The sequence below is a fragment of the Pelomonas sp. KK5 genome (genome assembly GCF_001984095.1).
In the GTDB taxonomy this organism is placed as follows: domain Bacteria; phylum Pseudomonadota; class Gammaproteobacteria; order Burkholderiales; family Burkholderiaceae_C; genus KK5.
The window spans coordinates 30,891-46,508 of sequence record NZ_LYVQ01000019.1; the positions used below are offsets into that span (position 1 = coordinate 30,891).

General features: G+C 67.8%; 16 protein-coding genes. 13 read left to right on the plus strand and 3 right to left on the minus strand.

All coding sequences use genetic code 11. From position 1 onward, the window contains the following. The first annotated feature begins 9 nt into the window (after nt 1-9). From B0W88_RS04445 to B0W88_RS04455, 3 genes are all read left to right on the plus strand, one after another. Nucleotides 10-1,041 (plus strand): hypothetical protein, encoded by a 1,032-nt coding sequence (locus B0W88_RS04445; RefSeq protein WP_077033449.1) that lies wholly within the window; start codon nt 10-12, stop codon nt 1,039-1,041. Nucleotides 1,042-1,148: 107 nt separating this feature from the next. After that, nucleotides 1,149-2,546, plus strand: coding sequence for an aromatic ring-hydroxylating dioxygenase subunit alpha (locus B0W88_RS04450; RefSeq protein WP_077033450.1), 1,398 nt, complete (start codon nt 1,149-1,151; stop codon nt 2,544-2,546). 39 nt (nt 2,547-2,585) lie between these two features. Beyond that, nucleotides 2,586-3,149, plus strand: a complete 564-nt coding sequence (locus B0W88_RS04455) for an aromatic-ring-hydroxylating dioxygenase subunit beta (protein WP_077033451.1) — start codon at nt 2,586-2,588, stop codon at nt 3,147-3,149. Nucleotides 3,150-3,184: 35 nt separating this feature from the next. On the opposite strand, the gene B0W88_RS04460 is transcribed toward B0W88_RS04455, so the two are convergent. Next, nucleotides 3,185-3,910, minus strand: a complete 726-nt coding sequence (locus tag B0W88_RS04460) for a DUF2889 domain-containing protein (protein ID WP_077033452.1) — start codon at nt 3,908-3,910, stop codon at nt 3,185-3,187. 79 nt (nt 3,911-3,989) lie between these two features. Between B0W88_RS04460 and B0W88_RS04465 the strand changes: the two genes are divergently transcribed. Continuing rightward, nucleotides 3,990-4,790: an SDR family NAD(P)-dependent oxidoreductase gene (locus B0W88_RS04465; RefSeq protein ID WP_077033453.1), complete on the plus strand. Its 801-nt coding sequence runs from the start codon at nt 3,990-3,992 to the stop codon at nt 4,788-4,790. A gap of 62 nt (nt 4,791-4,852) precedes the next feature. On the opposite strand, the gene B0W88_RS04470 is transcribed toward B0W88_RS04465, so the two are convergent. After that, nucleotides 4,853-6,475 carry an ATP-dependent acyl-CoA ligase gene (locus tag B0W88_RS04470; protein WP_233151621.1) on the minus strand — a complete coding sequence of 541 codons (1,623 nt, stop codon included), beginning with the start codon at nt 6,473-6,475 and terminating at the stop codon, nt 4,853-4,855. 207 nt (nt 6,476-6,682) lie between these two features. On the opposite strand from B0W88_RS04470, the gene B0W88_RS04475 reads away from it, so the two are divergent. Next, complete coding sequence (locus B0W88_RS04475; protein WP_083748576.1) at nt 6,683-7,555, plus strand: TetR/AcrR family transcriptional regulator; 873 nt, start codon at nt 6,683-6,685, stop codon at nt 7,553-7,555. Between the two features lie 11 nt (nt 7,556-7,566). Then, complete coding sequence (locus B0W88_RS04480) at nt 7,567-8,346, plus strand: SDR family oxidoreductase (protein ID WP_077033455.1); 780 nt, start codon at nt 7,567-7,569, stop codon at nt 8,344-8,346. Here the strand turns inward: B0W88_RS04480 and B0W88_RS04485 are convergent. Next, a complete protein-coding gene (locus tag B0W88_RS04485) occupies nt 8,328-8,756 on the minus strand; it encodes a VOC family protein (protein ID WP_077033466.1) in 429 nt (142 codons plus the stop codon). The genes B0W88_RS04480 and B0W88_RS04485 overlap by 19 nt on opposite strands. Before the next feature lie 164 nt (nt 8,757-8,920). On the opposite strand from B0W88_RS04485, the gene B0W88_RS04490 reads away from it, so the two are divergent. From B0W88_RS04490 to B0W88_RS34615, 7 genes are all read left to right on the plus strand, one after another. Beyond that, nucleotides 8,921-10,003 carry an amidohydrolase family protein gene (locus B0W88_RS04490; RefSeq protein WP_077033456.1) on the plus strand — a complete coding sequence of 361 codons (1,083 nt, stop codon included), beginning with the start codon at nt 8,921-8,923 and terminating at the stop codon, nt 10,001-10,003. Then, on the plus strand, nt 10,000-10,851 hold the full coding sequence (locus B0W88_RS04495; protein ID WP_077033457.1) for a fumarylacetoacetate hydrolase family protein: 852 nt from the start codon (nt 10,000-10,002) through the stop codon (nt 10,849-10,851). The genes B0W88_RS04490 and B0W88_RS04495 overlap by 4 nt, the downstream gene beginning before the upstream one ends. Before the next feature lie 36 nt (nt 10,852-10,887). Continuing rightward, entirely contained in the window at nt 10,888-11,790 is a 903-nt protein-coding gene (locus B0W88_RS04500) for a 3-hydroxyacyl-CoA dehydrogenase (protein WP_077033458.1), read from the plus strand. A gap of 7 nt (nt 11,791-11,797) precedes the next feature. Then, on the plus strand, nt 11,798-12,964 hold the full coding sequence (locus B0W88_RS04505; RefSeq protein ID WP_077033459.1) for a thiolase family protein: 1,167 nt from the start codon (nt 11,798-11,800) through the stop codon (nt 12,962-12,964). Between the two features lie 14 nt (nt 12,965-12,978). After that, a complete protein-coding gene (locus B0W88_RS04510; protein ID WP_077033460.1) occupies nt 12,979-13,518 on the plus strand; it encodes a carboxymuconolactone decarboxylase family protein in 540 nt (179 codons plus the stop codon). After that, nucleotides 13,515-14,066 (plus strand): glutathione peroxidase, encoded by a 552-nt coding sequence (locus B0W88_RS04515; RefSeq protein ID WP_077033461.1) that lies wholly within the window; start codon nt 13,515-13,517, stop codon nt 14,064-14,066. The genes B0W88_RS04510 and B0W88_RS04515 overlap by 4 nt, the downstream gene beginning before the upstream one ends. 4 nt (nt 14,067-14,070) lie before the next feature. Next, nucleotides 14,071-15,618: CoA transferase (locus B0W88_RS34615; protein WP_077033462.1), on the plus strand; the 1,548-nt coding region annotated here is incomplete at its 3' end.

Below are 15,618 nucleotides of genomic sequence, written 5' to 3' on the forward strand. Positions count from 1 at the left end.
GCCGCCCCGATGAAGACCTTCTCTTACACGCCCGAACGGGGCGACTTCGCCTTCCAGATGCTGATCGCCCCGTACAAGGTGTCGGCCGAGACGCTGGCCGATACGCGGGGCTACTACGGCCTCAAGCTGACCAAGCACTCGCCCTTCGGCTGCGTGCGGGACGAGGAGGGGCACCTCTATGCCTTCGTGCGCGCGCTGAACGCGCCGGACAGCACGCCCAACCCGATGAAGTTCATCTACCAGTCCAGCCGCGTGGACGGGCAGACGCTGCGCATCGACAAGGCCCGCACCGCCAGCCAGGCGATGACGGCGATGCCCGAGCGGGGCTTCAGCGAGGGCGCCATGTGCTGGCAGAACGTGCCGGGCGAGGAGGGCAATGCCTGGCGCATCGCAGCGTCCGGCGAACGCATCCATTGGAAGGAAGAGGGCCTGTTCGACCTCTCCGGCGCGCTGATGGGCGAGGGCTTCCAGTGGTACCTGCCGGGGCCGGAGTGGGGCATGTTCTACGTGTCCCAGCTCTACGAACTGCAAGGTACCTGCGAAGGGCGGCCGGTCAAGGGCGCGATGGCACTGGACCAGCCCTATATGGTCGACGGCGGCGCGATCCACTTCCGCAAGGATCCGATCGTCAACAACAAGAAGCACGTGGCCTGGTGGTCCTTCGTCACTATCTACAAGGACGGCACCTGGGACACCGGCTCCTTCATGGTGGGCCACGATCATCTCGGCTACGCGATCTTCCAGAACGAGAAGGGCGAGATCCGCACCACCACCGACGTCGATGCCCGCGTCGTGCACAAGCAGGAAAGCTGGTTCGCCCAGTCGGTCACCATCACCGTGGAAGGCAAGGAACAGTGGGAATTCCTGCCCGACCGCTACGGCGAGATGGCCGACTTCACCGGCGGATTCCCGGTGACCGCGCAGCAGGAAGGCCGCTGGCGCCGCGTCGGCGACACCCGCGAGCCGGACCGCTGGTTCGGCTGGGGAGAATCCGATCTGCGCAATGGAACGGCGCGCAACGTGCAGGGCCGCGAACTTTGAGCGGCGCGTCCAGTGGGGTTGATCCCATGCCGCCAGCCAATTATTTTTATGCACACTATCGTCGATAGTGTCTTATATTAGTCGAAGAGACATACAGGAGCACAAGCATGCTGACGCAGACGAGCCCGATGCTGGCCGACGGCACCAAGATCGCCGACCTGGTCATGCCCGCGACGCGGGAAGTCCAGATGAGGGTCCTCTCCGATCCCGAGATCTACGACCTTGAGATGGAGCGCATCTTCGGCAAGATCTGGAACTTCCTGGGCCATGAGTCCGAGATCCCGAACTCCGGCGATTTCGTCGTCCGCGACATGGGCTCCGACCAGGTGATCATCTCGCGTGACAAGGCCGGCGAGGTGCACGTGATGCTCAACGTCTGCCCGCACCGCGGCATGCGCGTCTCGGTGCTGGACGGCGGCAACACGCAGATCCACAAGTGCATCTACCACGGCTGGGCCTTCCGCCCGAACGGCGACTTCATCGGCGCGCCGGTCGAGAAGGAGTGCATGCACGGCAAGATGATGTGCAAGGAGGAGCTGGGCCTGAAGAAGGCGCGCGTCACCCTGTACGGCGGCCTGATCTTCGCCACCTGGAACATCGAGGGCCCGTCCTTCGAGGAATTCCTCGGCGATGCCAAGTGGTATTACGACATCCTATTTAAGCGCAGCGACCGCGGCCTGGAAGTGCTCGGCCCGCCGCAGCGCTTCGTCGTCCGCGCGAACTGGAAGGCCGCCGGCGAGCAGTCCGCGGCCGACGGCTTCCACACGCTGACGTTGCACCGCTGGCTCGGTGAGGTCGGCAACTATGCCAAGAAGAACGATGACGGCACCAGCGCCGACCTGAGCCCCGAGATGTACGGCGTCGAGATCAGTTCGCCGCATGGCCACGCGCTGCGCTGCATCGACCTGGCCCGCAAGATCTCGCGCCTGACCGGCCTGGATCCGAAGGAGCTCAGCGTCCAGCAGAAGCTCGACGCGCTGCCGCCCGCCGGCATGCACAAGGACATGGTCGAGCAGCTGGCGCGCAATCTCAGCCCCGAGCAGTTGCAGGTGCTGACGACGATGCCGCCGCAGGTGGGCGGCATCTTCCCGAACGTGCTGTTCGGCTTCGTCTACATCCCGCAGCCCGACGGCTCCGTGCTGGGCTCTCTGACGCTGCACGCCTACGTGCCGCGCGGCCCGGACAAGCTCGAGTTCGTCAACTGGATCCTGGCCGAGAAGGACGCGCCGCAGGAGCTGCGCGAGCGCATCCTGAAGCAGACGATCCAGCTCTTCGGCACCTCGGGCATGGTCGAGCAGGACGACTCCGACACCTGGCCCCACATGACCCTCTCCGCCAAGGGCGCGATGGGCAAGAAGCAGACCCTCAAGTACCAGGCCGTGTACGAGACCGGCGCGCCCGAGGGCTGGCCCGGCCCCGGCATGGTCAACGAAGGTTTCACCAAGGACGACACGCAGTGGCACTGGTGGATGTACTGGCGCGAGTTGATGACTTCGGAAGTCTGAGACAACCCTCGCCGCATCAGTCCAAGGAGCTAATCTGTCATGTCAGCCGTTCTTGAAAGCCAGGCCGTGGAATCCACCGAGACCTTCGAACGCGTGCCGGTGGGCGCGCCCGAGTACAACCGCATCGTCGAATTCCTCTATGAGGAGGCGGCGCTGCTCGACCAGATCCGCCTGACGGAATGGGCCGCGACGCTGGCCACCGACCTGGTCTACAACGCGCCGCTGCGCGAGACCCGCGGCTCGGCCCACCAGGCCGCCACCTATGTGCGCAGCGTGCAGCACTACCACGACGACTACCGCTCGATGATGGGCCGCATCATGCGCTTGACCGGCAAGAGTGCCTGGGCCGAGGATCCGCCCTCGCGCACGCGTCGCCTCGTCACCAACGTGATGGTTCGCAAAACCGCCAAGCCCGATGAGTTCGCCGTCGTCAGCTACCTATTGGTCACGCGCAGCCGTTTCAACTTCGACGAGTTCGACCTGATCAGCGCCGAGCGCCACGACATCCTGCGCAAGGACGGCAGCAGCTTCAAGCTGGCCCGCCGCGAGATCCTGCTGGACCAGGCCGTGCTCGGCACGCCGAACCTGGCGATCTTCCTCTAAAGACCTTCTTCAGGCCTTCCGCGAATGGCTGGCGTTCACTCGAACGCCAGCCATTTTTCATCGTCGGCGCACAGCGCCGCGGCGCGTGCGCTGAAGTCCCAGGTCGAGCCGACATTGCGCAAGGCCAGCGCCGCGCGCTCCGGCTGCTGGACATGGCAGCGTCCGGTCGGCATCGCGTGGATCTGGATGTCCAGGTTCTTCTGCCGGCCCATGGAAATCATCGCGCAGCGGCGCAGCACGATGGCGGCCTCGGCCTGGTCTGGAGAGAGCGTCTGCAAGGCCCAGCGGGAGAAGCCCTCGCGCAGCGACACGCCCGGACCGGCGATGAGCAGTCCGTCGAGCGGCCAGTCCAGCAGCAGTTCGCCGTCCGCCCACAGCCTCGCCTGCGTGCAGCCGTCGACGCGGTCCGGCACCTCGATGTCGTACTTCCGACGGGGCCGCTTCTTGGCCGCCGCGGCGATCGCCAGGCCGGCCAGGTCGAACATGTGGGTGCATTGCAGGCTGGCCTCGGTGAAGCGCCCAACCGAGCTGGCAATCCCGTCCAGCCGCATGCCGACCAGGGCGCCCAGCGGCCCGGCCGCCGAGGGACACAGCGCGTACGGATTGCGCAGCGCGCTCCCCTCGACGTGCAGCACCTGTTCAAATTCGTGGTCGACGGCGACCCTGAAGTGGTGGAAGTCGTCTTCCAGCGCGGCGCGGGCCGTGCCACGCTGCAGCTCGCCCTCATGGGCAATCACGATGCGTCGACGGAAGGCGCCCATGGAGATTTCACTTAGACATATTGATCGTAAAGTGTACGATAGTGCGAAATGTGTTCATATTTAATTTGCGAGGTCGGAGATGGCGCTGCTGCGTGACAAGGTCGCATTGATCACCGGGGCCGGCAATGGCATCGGCCGTGGCGTGGCCCGCCGTTTCGCGCGCGAAGGCGCCGTGGTCGTCATCGCCGAGATCGACGAACGCACCGGCCCGGCCGTCGCCGCCGAATGCGTGGAGCTGGGCGCACGGGCGCTGTTCGTGCGCACCGACGTGACCGACAAGGCCAGCATCGAGGCCGCCATCGCCGCCGCCGTCGAGGCCTTCGGCGGCCTGGACATCCTGGTCAACAACGCCTTCGTGCCCACGCCCAACGTCAAGCTGGAGGACAAGACCGACGAGATGCTCGAGCGCACGCTGCGCTCCACCGTCTGGGCCAGCTGGTGGGCGATGAAGGCGGCGCTGCCGCACATGCGCGCCCGCGGCGGCGGCAAGGTGGTCAACTTCTATTCGATCGACGTGGAGATGGGCGCCTGGCTGCACGGCGACTACAACACCGCCAAGGGCGGCATCCTCGGCCTGACGCGCAGCGCCGCCTCCGAGTGGGGGCGCTTCAACATCACCGTCAACGCGATCGCGCCGACGGCCATGGGCGCGACCTTCCACAAGCTCTGTGCCGAGAACCCGGGCTTCGCGGAGAAGTCGGCCGCAATGCGCCCGCTGGGCCGCTGCGGCGACCCCGAGGAGGACATCGGCCCGGCCGTCGTCTTCCTGGCCAGCGACATGTCGCGCTACGTCACCGGCGAGTCCATCCATGTGGACGGTGGCCTGCACCTGCCCGGCTACAACTCGCGGCCGGCCGACGTGCCGGTGCGCGAACGCTGAGCGCCGCAGAAAGAACAAGGCCCGCCGTCTTGCGATGGCGGGCCCGCGGGTTCGAAAGCGCCTCAGCGCTTGGCGACCTTGATGTCGGTCTCTTCCAGATCCCAGGTGGCAGCCGTCTTGCCTTCGTCACGCAGCAAATACTTCAGGACCCGGCCTTGCGGATTCTTCGGCAGCGAATCGCGAAACTCGATGTAGCGCGGCAGCGCGTAGTAGGGCACCGCATCGGTGGACCAGCGGAACAGCTCCGCATGGGCCAGCGTGGCGCCCGCGTGCAGCACAGCGGTGACCTTCACGTCGTCCTCGCCCTTGCTCGACGGCACCGCATGCACGGCCACCTCGGCGATCGCCGGGTGCGCCGCGAAGGCCGCCTCCATCTCGAAGCTGGAGATGTTCTCGCCGCGGCGGCGCAGGTAGTCCTTCTTGCGATCGACAAAATAGAAGAAGCCCTGCTCGTCGAACTTGCCGATGTCGCCGGTGTGGAACCAGAGGTTGCGCAGCAGCTTGACCGTGTCCTCCGGGCGGCGCCAGTAGCCCATGAACATGATGTCGGGGCGCAGCGGCCGCACGACGATCTCGCCCGCCGTATTGGCCGGCAGCTCGCGGTCCAGCTCGTCGACGATGCGCACGTCGAAGTCGGCAATGCGCTTGCCCGAGGAGCCCGGCGCCGCGTACTCGCCACCGGGCAGCGAGGTGACCACGCAGGCTTCGGTCAGGCCGTAGCCGTTGCCGCCGACCTGCTTCGCGCCGAAGCGCTCGCGCCAGATCTTCTTGGTTTCCTCGGTGAAGGGATTGCCGCGTACCGTGTGGATCTGGCCGAAGCAGCGCCTGGCGGCGTCGCTGTCGGGCGCTTGCGAGAGCAGGCCGCCCATGCCGCCGAGGATGGAGGCGATGGTGGCGCCGGAGCGCTCGACCTCCGGCCAGAAGTTGGAGACCGAGAAGCGCGGCACGACGCAGACCCGCGCGCCGACCAGGATGTTGGAGATGATGCCCACGCACAGCGCGTTCATGTGGAACAGCGGCAGCGGCGTGATCGTCACATCCTTCTCGGTGGCCGGGCCGGCGCGCAACTGCAGCCGCGCCAGGTTGCACATGAAGTTGTAGCTGAGCATGCAGCCCTTGGATGGCCCGGTCGTGCCCGAGGTGTAGACCAGGCAGGCCAGTTCGGCCGGATCGGGCTTGTCGGCGAAAGAGCTGGCATCGCTGCCGCGATGGGCGTCCAGCGGCGCCACGCCGACGTGCAGGTCTGCCGGCACGGCCGCTTCACCACGGTGCAGGATCTGCTTCACCGCGGGCGCGCCCGCTACGACCGCGGCAATGCGCTCCAGGTAATCGGCTTCGCAGACGACCAGCGCCGCATTGGCGTCGGCGATCTGGTGGCGCAGGAACTCGCCGCGCAGCGCCGTGTTGATCGGCACGCTGACGGCGCGCAGCTTGTTCACCGCCAGCCAGACCACGACAGCATCGATGTTGTTGTCCAACATCGAGACCAGCGTCTGCCCCTGCCGCAGGCCCAGATCTTGCAATGCGTGCGCCATGCAATTGGAGAGTCGGTCAACTTCGGCGTATGTGTACAGCTTCCCGGCGAAATCGAGCAACACGCGGTCCGGGAAACGGGCCACGGCGCGGTCCAGCGCGGCGATCACCGTGTCGCGCTCGCCGAGGCTCCAGGTGTCGGGGCTGCCCATGCCGGTGAGCGATTTTTCATTGCGAACAGCGGCATCAAGCATGGAAATCCCCGTTTCTATCTATTCCAATATGAGAATCAAATTCTAGATGTAGGAGCATCGCACCCCACGCGTGTTTACCCTGAAAGACCCGGACCGCATCCAGAAATGCGTGTCTAAAAACCAAGTACTTGATCGACAATCCAGCACCCTCAGCGAGGACCGAACATGGGACGAGAGAAAGAGCAGTCGCCGGCGCAAGTGATCGATGCCATCGGCAAGGCACCGGCCCGGCGCAGCGCGGCGCTGTCGGCTGTCGCGCAGCCTACGCAGCGCGCGGCTGCTGCCAAGGCCACAACAAAAGGGACGAAAGTGCCCAAGACCGCGGCCGTGAAGGCGTCGGCAGACAAAGTGGCTGCGAAGCCCGCCAAGCCCGTCGTTGCACTGGTGCCGCCGGCCGCGGCTCCGGCCGCGGCAGTGCCTGCACCGGCCGCCACGCCGGTGCGCCGCAAGCGCCGCAACAAGCGTTCGGAGGAGACGATCGAGACCATCCTGGTCGCGACCGAGCAGATCGTGCTGGAGTCCGGTGCCAGCCGCATCTCCATCCTGGACGTGTGCAAGCTCGCCAACGTCTCGCGCGGCACCTTCTATCGCTACTTCTCCTCGCAGGACGACCTGCTGGATGCCTTCTCCCGCCACAAGCGCGATGGCTTCCACCGATCTCTACAGCAGGCCGTCGAGCCCTTCGCCGACCCGGACGAGCGCTTCGACGCCTTGCTGGCCTATCTGGAGCGCTACCTGGAACACGGGAACGCACGTCGCCTGCTGCTGGTGGCGCCGGACTACGCGCTGAGCTTCTTCAAGCGCATCTTCCATGACGCCGTCGTGCGCTTCGAGGACGTGCTGCGGCCGGTCTTCGACGCCTGGGACGACCGCCTGGGCGCCCGCATCGACCGTGAACTGGTCTGCGAGATGCTGATCCGCTACGTGCTCAGCGAGCAGTTGGTGACCGGCTCGACCGAGCGCCACAGCCTGCCGAGGCGCGTGACCCGCATGATCACGACGATCATGGGCGCCGGCGTCGTCCGCAGCCGTCGCTGAGGGCGGTGCCGATGGATCTTGGACTGCTCGGGCGCCGGGCGCTCGTCTGCGCGTCCTCGCGCGGGCTGGGCCTGGCCTGTGCCTCGGCCCTGGCGCGCGAGGGCTGCGACGTCATCCTCAACGGCCGTGATGCGGGCCGGCTCGCCGACGCTGCAGACGAGATCGAGCGCCTGCATGGCCGGCGCCCGACGCTGGCCATGGCCGACCTGAACACCGCGTCGGGCCGCGCCACGCTGCTGGAGATCGCCGCCGGTCCGGACATCCTGGTGAACAACAACGCCGGCCCGCCGCCAGGCAAGCTCGGCGACTGGGACCACGCGGCGTGGCTGGGGGCGCTGGAAGCCAATATGCTGGCGCCGATCGAATTGATCACGGCGGTTGTCGGCGGCATGCGCGAGCGCCGCTTCGGCCGCATCGTCAACATCACCTCGGCCGTGGTGAAGTCGCCGCGCCTTGGCCTGAGCCTGTCGACCACCGCCCGCACCGGGCTGACCGCCTTCTGCAAGGGCCTGCAGCGCGAGGTCGTGGCCGACAACGTCACCATCAACAACCTGCTGCCGCAGCACATCGACACCGGCCGCCAGCAGGAGATGGCGCAGCGCATGATGCGCGATCGCGGCATCAGCTTCGAAGAGGCGCGCGCCCTGCAGGCCCGCATGGTCAGGGCAGGGCGCCTGGGCCGCCCCGAGGAACTCGCCGATGCCTGCGCCTTTCTCTGCTCGGCCCAGGCCTCGTTCATTTCCGGCCAGAACCTGCAGGTCGACGGCGGCTCCTACGACGGCCTGATCTGACCGGCGTCGGGTGAGACGCGCAGCGCAGCCGGGATGGCCTGCGCCGCGTCAAAGTCGACCTCCACCTCCGCGCCATTCGGATCGAGGAAGAACACCTGCCAGGTGCTGTACGGCCGCGGCAGGCGCACCAGCCGGTAGGCGATGCCGGCCTGCTGCAGCAGCTCCAGCGTGGACACGGCATCGCCGCCCATGAAGGCCATGTGGTCCAGCGCGCCGCGCCGCGGGCTGGGCATCTGCTGCACCTCGATCACATGCAGGACCGGATGCCCGCCCACGTAAAGCCACAGGCCGCCGATGCCGAAGTCCGGCCGTGGCCCCGCTGCCAGGCCCAGCCGTTCATAGAACACGCGCGTTTCCTCCAGCCGGTCGGTGACGACGGTGAAGTGGTCCATCCGCTGTATCGCACCCATCTGCATGCTCCCGCTTGCCTACTGGAAAGCCATTAGTTGAACACATTTGCTTAATATGCCTAACATTGGCATGATGCACGACATCCCACCGCGACCCTAAGAGCCACGCGGGCTGGCGACCCGGACAAATTCCTGACGAACATTCATTCATCGAGGTTCACCCCATGCTGATCGATCTGCACGCTCACGCCCCGCACCCCGACTACTACAACCAGCATCCGCACTGGGGCCCGTTCTTCGAGCAGCACCAGGACGGCGACATCAAGCTGCGCGTCGGCGACTGGATTCTTGGCCTCGGCTCGCCGGAGCGCAAAGCGGCCGTCCGCTCGGGCAACGGTCCCAAGCTGGAAACCTACCTCGCCCGCTGGGCCGATCCCAAGACCCGCCTGGCCGGCATGGATGCCGCGGGCCAGAACGCGCAGGTCGTGTCGGTGCCCTCGCACTGCTATATGTACTGGGCCGAGCCGGAGTTCTCGGTGCCCTTCGCCCGCAAGGTCAACGACACGCTGGCCGGCTACTGCGGCCAGGCGCCGGACCGGCTGATGGCCTGGGCCCACGCGCCGCTGAATGTGCCCGAGGAAGCCGCCAAGGAAATCCGCCGCGCCTGCACGCACCTGGGCGCCAAGGGCCTGGTGGCCGGCGGCGCCAACTTCGGCGGCCTGGAGTTCGACTCCCCGGAGATGGACCCGGTCTGGCGCGCGCTGTGCGACCTGGACCTGCCGATGTTCGTGCACGGATATAACCAGTCGGTGACTTGGGGCAAGAAGGCCAACGACGACCGCTACGAGACCACGGCCATCGTCGGCATGAACTACGACGAGACCCGCTGCTTCTGGTACATGGTCAACGGCGGCGTGTTCGACCGCTTCCCCGACCTCAAGGTCTACATCACCCACGGCGGCGGCTACGTGCCCTACCAGCTCGGCCGCATGGCGCAGTGCAACCCGAACCTCGATGTCTCCTACAACAAGAAGCCGGTCACCGAGTACCTGAAGAATTTCTACTTCGATGTCGAGCTGCACGAGCTGCCGATGCGCCAGGCGTTGATCGACATCCTCGGCGCCGACCGCATCCTCTACGGCAGTAACTTCGGCGGCAGCGATGCCGTGCGCCATGACCTGACCGACGGCCTGCGCCTGTCCGACGAGGACCTGCAGAAGATCCGCTGGAAGAATGCCTGCGAGCTGCTGCACCTCGACCCGGCCAAGCTGGGCAGCCCGGTGCCGAAGCAGGTGGCCGCAGCATGAAGATCGCGCGCTGCACGACGGGCGGGGCGGCCTTCTGGGCTCTGGTCGATGTCCCGGCGCAGACGGTCACGCCGATCAAGGGCGCCTTTGCCGACTGGGCGCCGCGGCTGACCCGCGGCGAAGCCGGCGCGATCGAGACCACCGGCGGCCCGCTGTCGCTGGCGGCGGTGCGCCTGCTGCCACCGATCGAGAAGGGCAACCGGGTCGTCGTTGCCGGCGCCAACTACGCCAAGCATCTGGCCGCCGACTTCGGCCTGGTCAAGCCGCACGGCCAGCCGATCGCCTTCCTGAAGGCCTTCGGCGCGCTGATCGGCGCGCGCGACGAGATGCGCTATCCGCCGCTTACCGAGGAACTGGACCACGAGGTGGAACTGGTAGCCGTGATCGGCGCCGAGAGCGTCGATCGCGACGATCCGCTGTCCAGCGTGCTCGGTTACACGGTTGGCAACGACGTCAGCGCACGCGACCTGCAGCGCAGCGGCCCGCCCGGCGTTGGCATGGACCTGTTCGCCGCCAAGAGCCAGGACCGCTCGACCGGCCTGGGCCCCTGGATCGTTACCCGTGACGAATTCCCCGAGGGCTCGCCCAAGCGCCGGCTGACGCTCAAGGTCAACGGCGAGACGCGCCAGGACGGCAACACCGCCGAGATGACCTGGGACGTGGGCTTCCTCGTTCGCTTCGTCGACGAGCGCTCCACCTTCGAATGCGGGGACGTGATGTTCACCGGCTCGCCGGCCGGCACCGCCCAGGGCTCGGGCCTGTTCCTGAAGCCGGGCGATGTCGTCGAGGCCGAGGTCGAGGGCATCGGCATCCTCAGAAACACCGTGGGCCCGAAGCTGGCCCGCTAAGACAACCCAAGAGCGACAACCCAAAAGGCCAGCACCATGGCAGACCTCACAGACAAGATCATCGTCGTCGGCGCCGGGCTGATGGGCACCGGCATCGCCCACGCCTTCGCCAGTTCCGGCTTCCCGACCGTGCTGGTCGACACCAATGGCGAGGCGCTCGAAGGGTCCCGCCAGCAGATCGAGAAGATCCTGGACGACGGCGTCAAGCTCGGCAAGGTGCAGCCCGATGCGGCCGCTGCCGCCAAGGCTCGGCTGACGATCTCCACCGATCTCGTGTCGGCGGCCGCCGGCGCCTCGCTGCTGGTGGAGACCGTCTCCGAGAAGCTGGACATCAAGAAGGCCGTGATCACCGCCGCCGCGCCGGTGCTGGCGGCCAACGCCGTCATCGCCACCAACACCTCGGCGCTGAGCGTCACCGAGATCGCTACCGCGGTGGCGGCGCCGGAGCGGGTCGTCGGCATGCACTTCTTCAACCCGGTCCACAAGATGAAGCTGGTGGAGCTGGTGCGCGGCCTGGCCACTGACGACGAGACCGTCGCCCGGGCCCGCGACTGGTCGGACGCCATCGGCAAGACCAGCATCGTCGTCAATGAATCGCCCGGTCTCACGACCAGCCGCATGTCCGCGCTGCTCGGCAACGAGGCGATGTGGATGCTGCAGGAAGGCACGGCCACCGCCGAGGACATCGACACCGCGCTGCGCCTGGGCTTCAACCATCCGATGGGCCCGCTGGAACTGGGTGACCTGACCGGCTGGGACACGCGCCTGTCGGTGCTGCGCTATCTGCATTCGACGCTGGGCGACAAGTTCCGCCCCTGCCCGCTGATCATCAAGATGGTGGCCGCCGGCCGCCTGGGGCGCAAGACCGGCCACGGCGTCTACAAGTACGAAGGCGGCCAGCGCGTGCCGGCCTCGGGCCTGAAGGCCGGCGCACTCTGAGGATCCCATGGGCGTATACATCATCGACGCCGTCCGCACGCCGGTCGGCAAGTTCCGCGGCAGCCTCGCCGGCGTGCGCGCCGATCATCTGGGCGCCCACGTCATCGCCGAACTGGTCAAGCGCGCAGGCGTGCCGGCCGATGCGGTCGATGACGTGATCTTCGGCTGCGTCACGCAGATCGGCGAGCAGTCGGCCAATATCGCGCGCACCTCGCTGCTCGGCGCCGGCTGGCCCGAGACCATCCCGGGTCTCACGATCGACCGCAAGTGCGGTTCCGGCGAAGCGGCCGTCCATGTGGCGGCGGGGCTGATCCAGGCGGGCGCGGCCCGCATCGTGGTTGCCGGTGGCGCTGAAAACATGAGCCGCGTGCCCATGGGCAGCAACCGCGACCTGCACGGCGAGGCCTTCGGCTGGATGGCCAGCGAGAAGTACGAGCTGACCGGTCAGGGCGAGGCCGCCGAGCGCCTGGTCGACAAATGGCAGCTGAGCCGAAGCGAACTGGACGCCTATGCGGTGGAGAGCCATCGCCGCGCCGCCGCCGCCGCAGCGGCGGGCTGGTTCCAGAAGGAGATCACGCCGGTGCCGGTGATGGCGCTGCGCGAGAAGGCGCTGGAAGGCGAGGCGCCGGTGTTCGCCGCCGACGAGACGATCCGCCCCGGCACCGCTGCCGAGAAGCTGGCCACGCTGAAGACCAGCTTCCGCGCCGACGGCCGCATCACCGCCGGCAATGCCTCGCAGATTTCCGACGGCGCCGCGGCGCTGCTGCTGGCCTCCGCCGAGGCGGCCGCGGAACTCAAGCTGAAGCCACGGGCGCGAGTGCGCGCCTTCACGACTGTCGGCTCCGACCCCACGCTGATGCTGACCGGTCCCATCGCCGCCACCCGGCGCGTGCTGGCGCAGGCAGGCCTGAACATCGAGGACATCGACCTGTTCGAGGTCAATGAAGCCTTCGCGCCGGTGCCGCTGGTGTGGATGCGCGAGCTGGGCGTGTCGCACGAGAAGCTGAACGTCAACGGCGGCGCGATCGCGCTGGGCCACCCGCTCGGCGCCAGCGGCGCGCGGATCATGGTCTCGATGCTGCACGAGATGGAGCGCCGCGGCGCCCGCTACGGCCTGCAGGCCATCTGCTGCGCCGGCGGCATGGGCACGGCGACGATCATCGAACGCCTCTGAAGCCGGAGCCCGCGATGCCGCGCCTGCCCCTCGTGCCGCTGAGCGAGTTCCCGCCGGGCTTGCGAGCGGCGACGGAGCGCGGGCGCAGCAGCGGCATGCTCAGCACCACGGTGCCGGTCCAGGTCTGGGCGCACCGGCCCGAGGTGGCCGCCGCATGGCTGCAGGCGCTGGAGCAGTTGCACGCGCACGGCCTGCTCGGCGCGCGGCTGCGGGAACTGGTGCGGCTCAAGATCGCCTCGATCACCAACTGCCAGGCCTGCCGGCTGGCGCGCAAGAGCGACACGGTCACCGAGGCCGACCTGGCTGACCTTGGCGACATGGCCTGCCTCGCGCCCGACAGCGAGCGCTTCAGTCCTCCCGAGCGTGCGGCGCTGCGCTATGCGACTTTGTTCGCCGGCGACTACACGGCCATCGATGACACCGTCTACGACGAACTCACGCGCTGGTTCAGCGTGCCCGAGGTCGTCGAGCTGAATCTGTTCTGCGCGCTGATGCTGGCCGGCGGCCGCATGACCTACGTCCAACAGGCCTATGAGGAGGCAAGCACGACATGAGCGAACCATCGCTGTACGACATCCCCCTGACCCGGATCGACGGCACGCCCGCGACGCTGGCGGCCTACAAGGGTCAGGTCTTGCTGGTCGTCAACGTCGCATCCAAATGCGGGCTGACACCGCAGTACACCGGGCTGGAGGCCCTGTACCAGCAGCAGCGCGAGCGCGGCCTGCAGGTGCTGGGCTTTCCCTGCAACGACTTCGCGGGCCAGGAGCCCGGCACCGAGGCCGAAATCCAGAGCTTCTGCGACGCCAGCTACGACGTGCACTTCCCGCTGTTCGCCAAGGTGCAGATCAACAGCGAGCCGCGCCATCCGCTGTACCAGGCGCTAATCGCCGCGCAGCCGCAGGCCCAGGGCTCCGGCGACGACAAGCTGCACAAGACGCTGGCCCAGCACGGCCTGCTGCCCAAGCGTGAGACCGACGTGACCTGGAATTTCGAGAAGTTCCTGGTCGGTCGCGATGGCCGGGTGCTCGCACGCTTTGCGCCGGACGTGGCGGCCGAGCATCCCGCATTGCTGGCGGCCATCGAGCAGGCGCTGGGCTGAAGCGATGAGCGATGACGCCGTCCTCGCCGGCCTGCGCGTCATCGAAGTGGCCAAGGACGTGGCCGGCTGGAGCGCGAGCCTGCATCTGTGCGAGGCCGGTGCCGAGGTGCTGAGCATCGACCCATCGCGGTACCGTTCGCCGCGATTGAGTGAGGCGCAGTTCGAAGTGCTCGGGCGCGGCAAGCGGCGTCTCGCGCTGGACCTCGACACAGAGCCGGGGCGGGCGCAGTTGCATGAGTTGCTGGCCTCGGCCGATGTGCTGATCCACGACCTGCCGCCTTCAGCCGCCCAGCGAGCCGGGCTGGACGACGAGGCGCTTGCCGCCACCTTCCCCGCCCTGATCGTCTCGGCCATCGGCGCCTGGCCGCAGTCGCATGCCTGGGCGGACACGCCCGTGCGCGAGACGCTGGTACTGGCCGCGCTCGGCGGCCTGGACGAACAGCCCGGCCACCGGCCCGGCCCGATCTACATCCGCATGCCATTCGCCAACTGGATCGCCGGCTGGCTCAGCGCGATTGCGGTGATGTCACGGCTGATTGCGCGTAGGCGCGATGGCGGCCGAGGCGGCGCGGCGCACACCAGCCTGGCCCAGGCCGCGCTGGTGCCGATGACGATGCACTGGTCCCGCGCCGCGCGGCCGACACCGGTGTTTGCCAAGGGCCTGGACAAGAGCACGCCGATCCCGCTGCATCGCTGCGCGGACGGCCGCTGGATCCATGTGCACTACTCGCCCGACAAGGCGCCCTGGATGGCCGAGGCGCTGGCTGCCATGGGCCCGGAAGCGGTGGCCGCCGCCAACGCGAAGTTCCCGCCCAGCCATGTCGCGCCGAACTTTGGTGCCAACCGCGCGATCATCGCCACCCGCAATGCCGACGACTGGGCGCGGCACTTCTGGCAGCACGACGTGGCCGCCCAGGTCGCCGTGCCCTTCGGCGAGATCTATGCGGACGAGCAGGCGCGGCTGAACGGCTATGTGCTCGAGCGCGACGGACGCCGGCAGCCTGGCCTGGCCTATCACCTGGAGCGTGCGCCCGGACCGGCACAAGCCCAGGCGGGAACAGGCCGCGCCGGCCGGGCGCCGCTGAGCGGGCTGAAGGTGCTGGACCTGGGCGCCTATCTCGCCGGCCCCTTCGCCTGCATGCTGCTGGCCGATCTGGGCGCCGAGGTGATCAAGGTCGAACCGCCGTCCGGCGATGCGATGCGCCGGCTGGAGCGCATCTTCGCCGGCACCCAGCGGGGCAAGCGGGGGCTGGCGCTGAAGCTGGGCGATCCGGCCTCGGCCGCGGCGCTCGAATCGCTGGTGAAGTGGGCCGACGTGGTCCACCACAACATCCGCATGCCCGCCGCACGCAAGCTCGGTATCGCACCGGAGCAACTGGCCGCGCTGCATCCCGGCGTCATCTGCGGTCACATCAGTTCCTATGGCCCGCGGGGGCCGCGCGCCGACTGGCCCGGCTTCGACCAATTGATGCAGGCTGCCTGCGGCTGGGAGGTCGAGAACGGCGGGGCAGGGCAGCCGCCGATGTGGCTGCGCTTCGGCGTGGGCGACCAC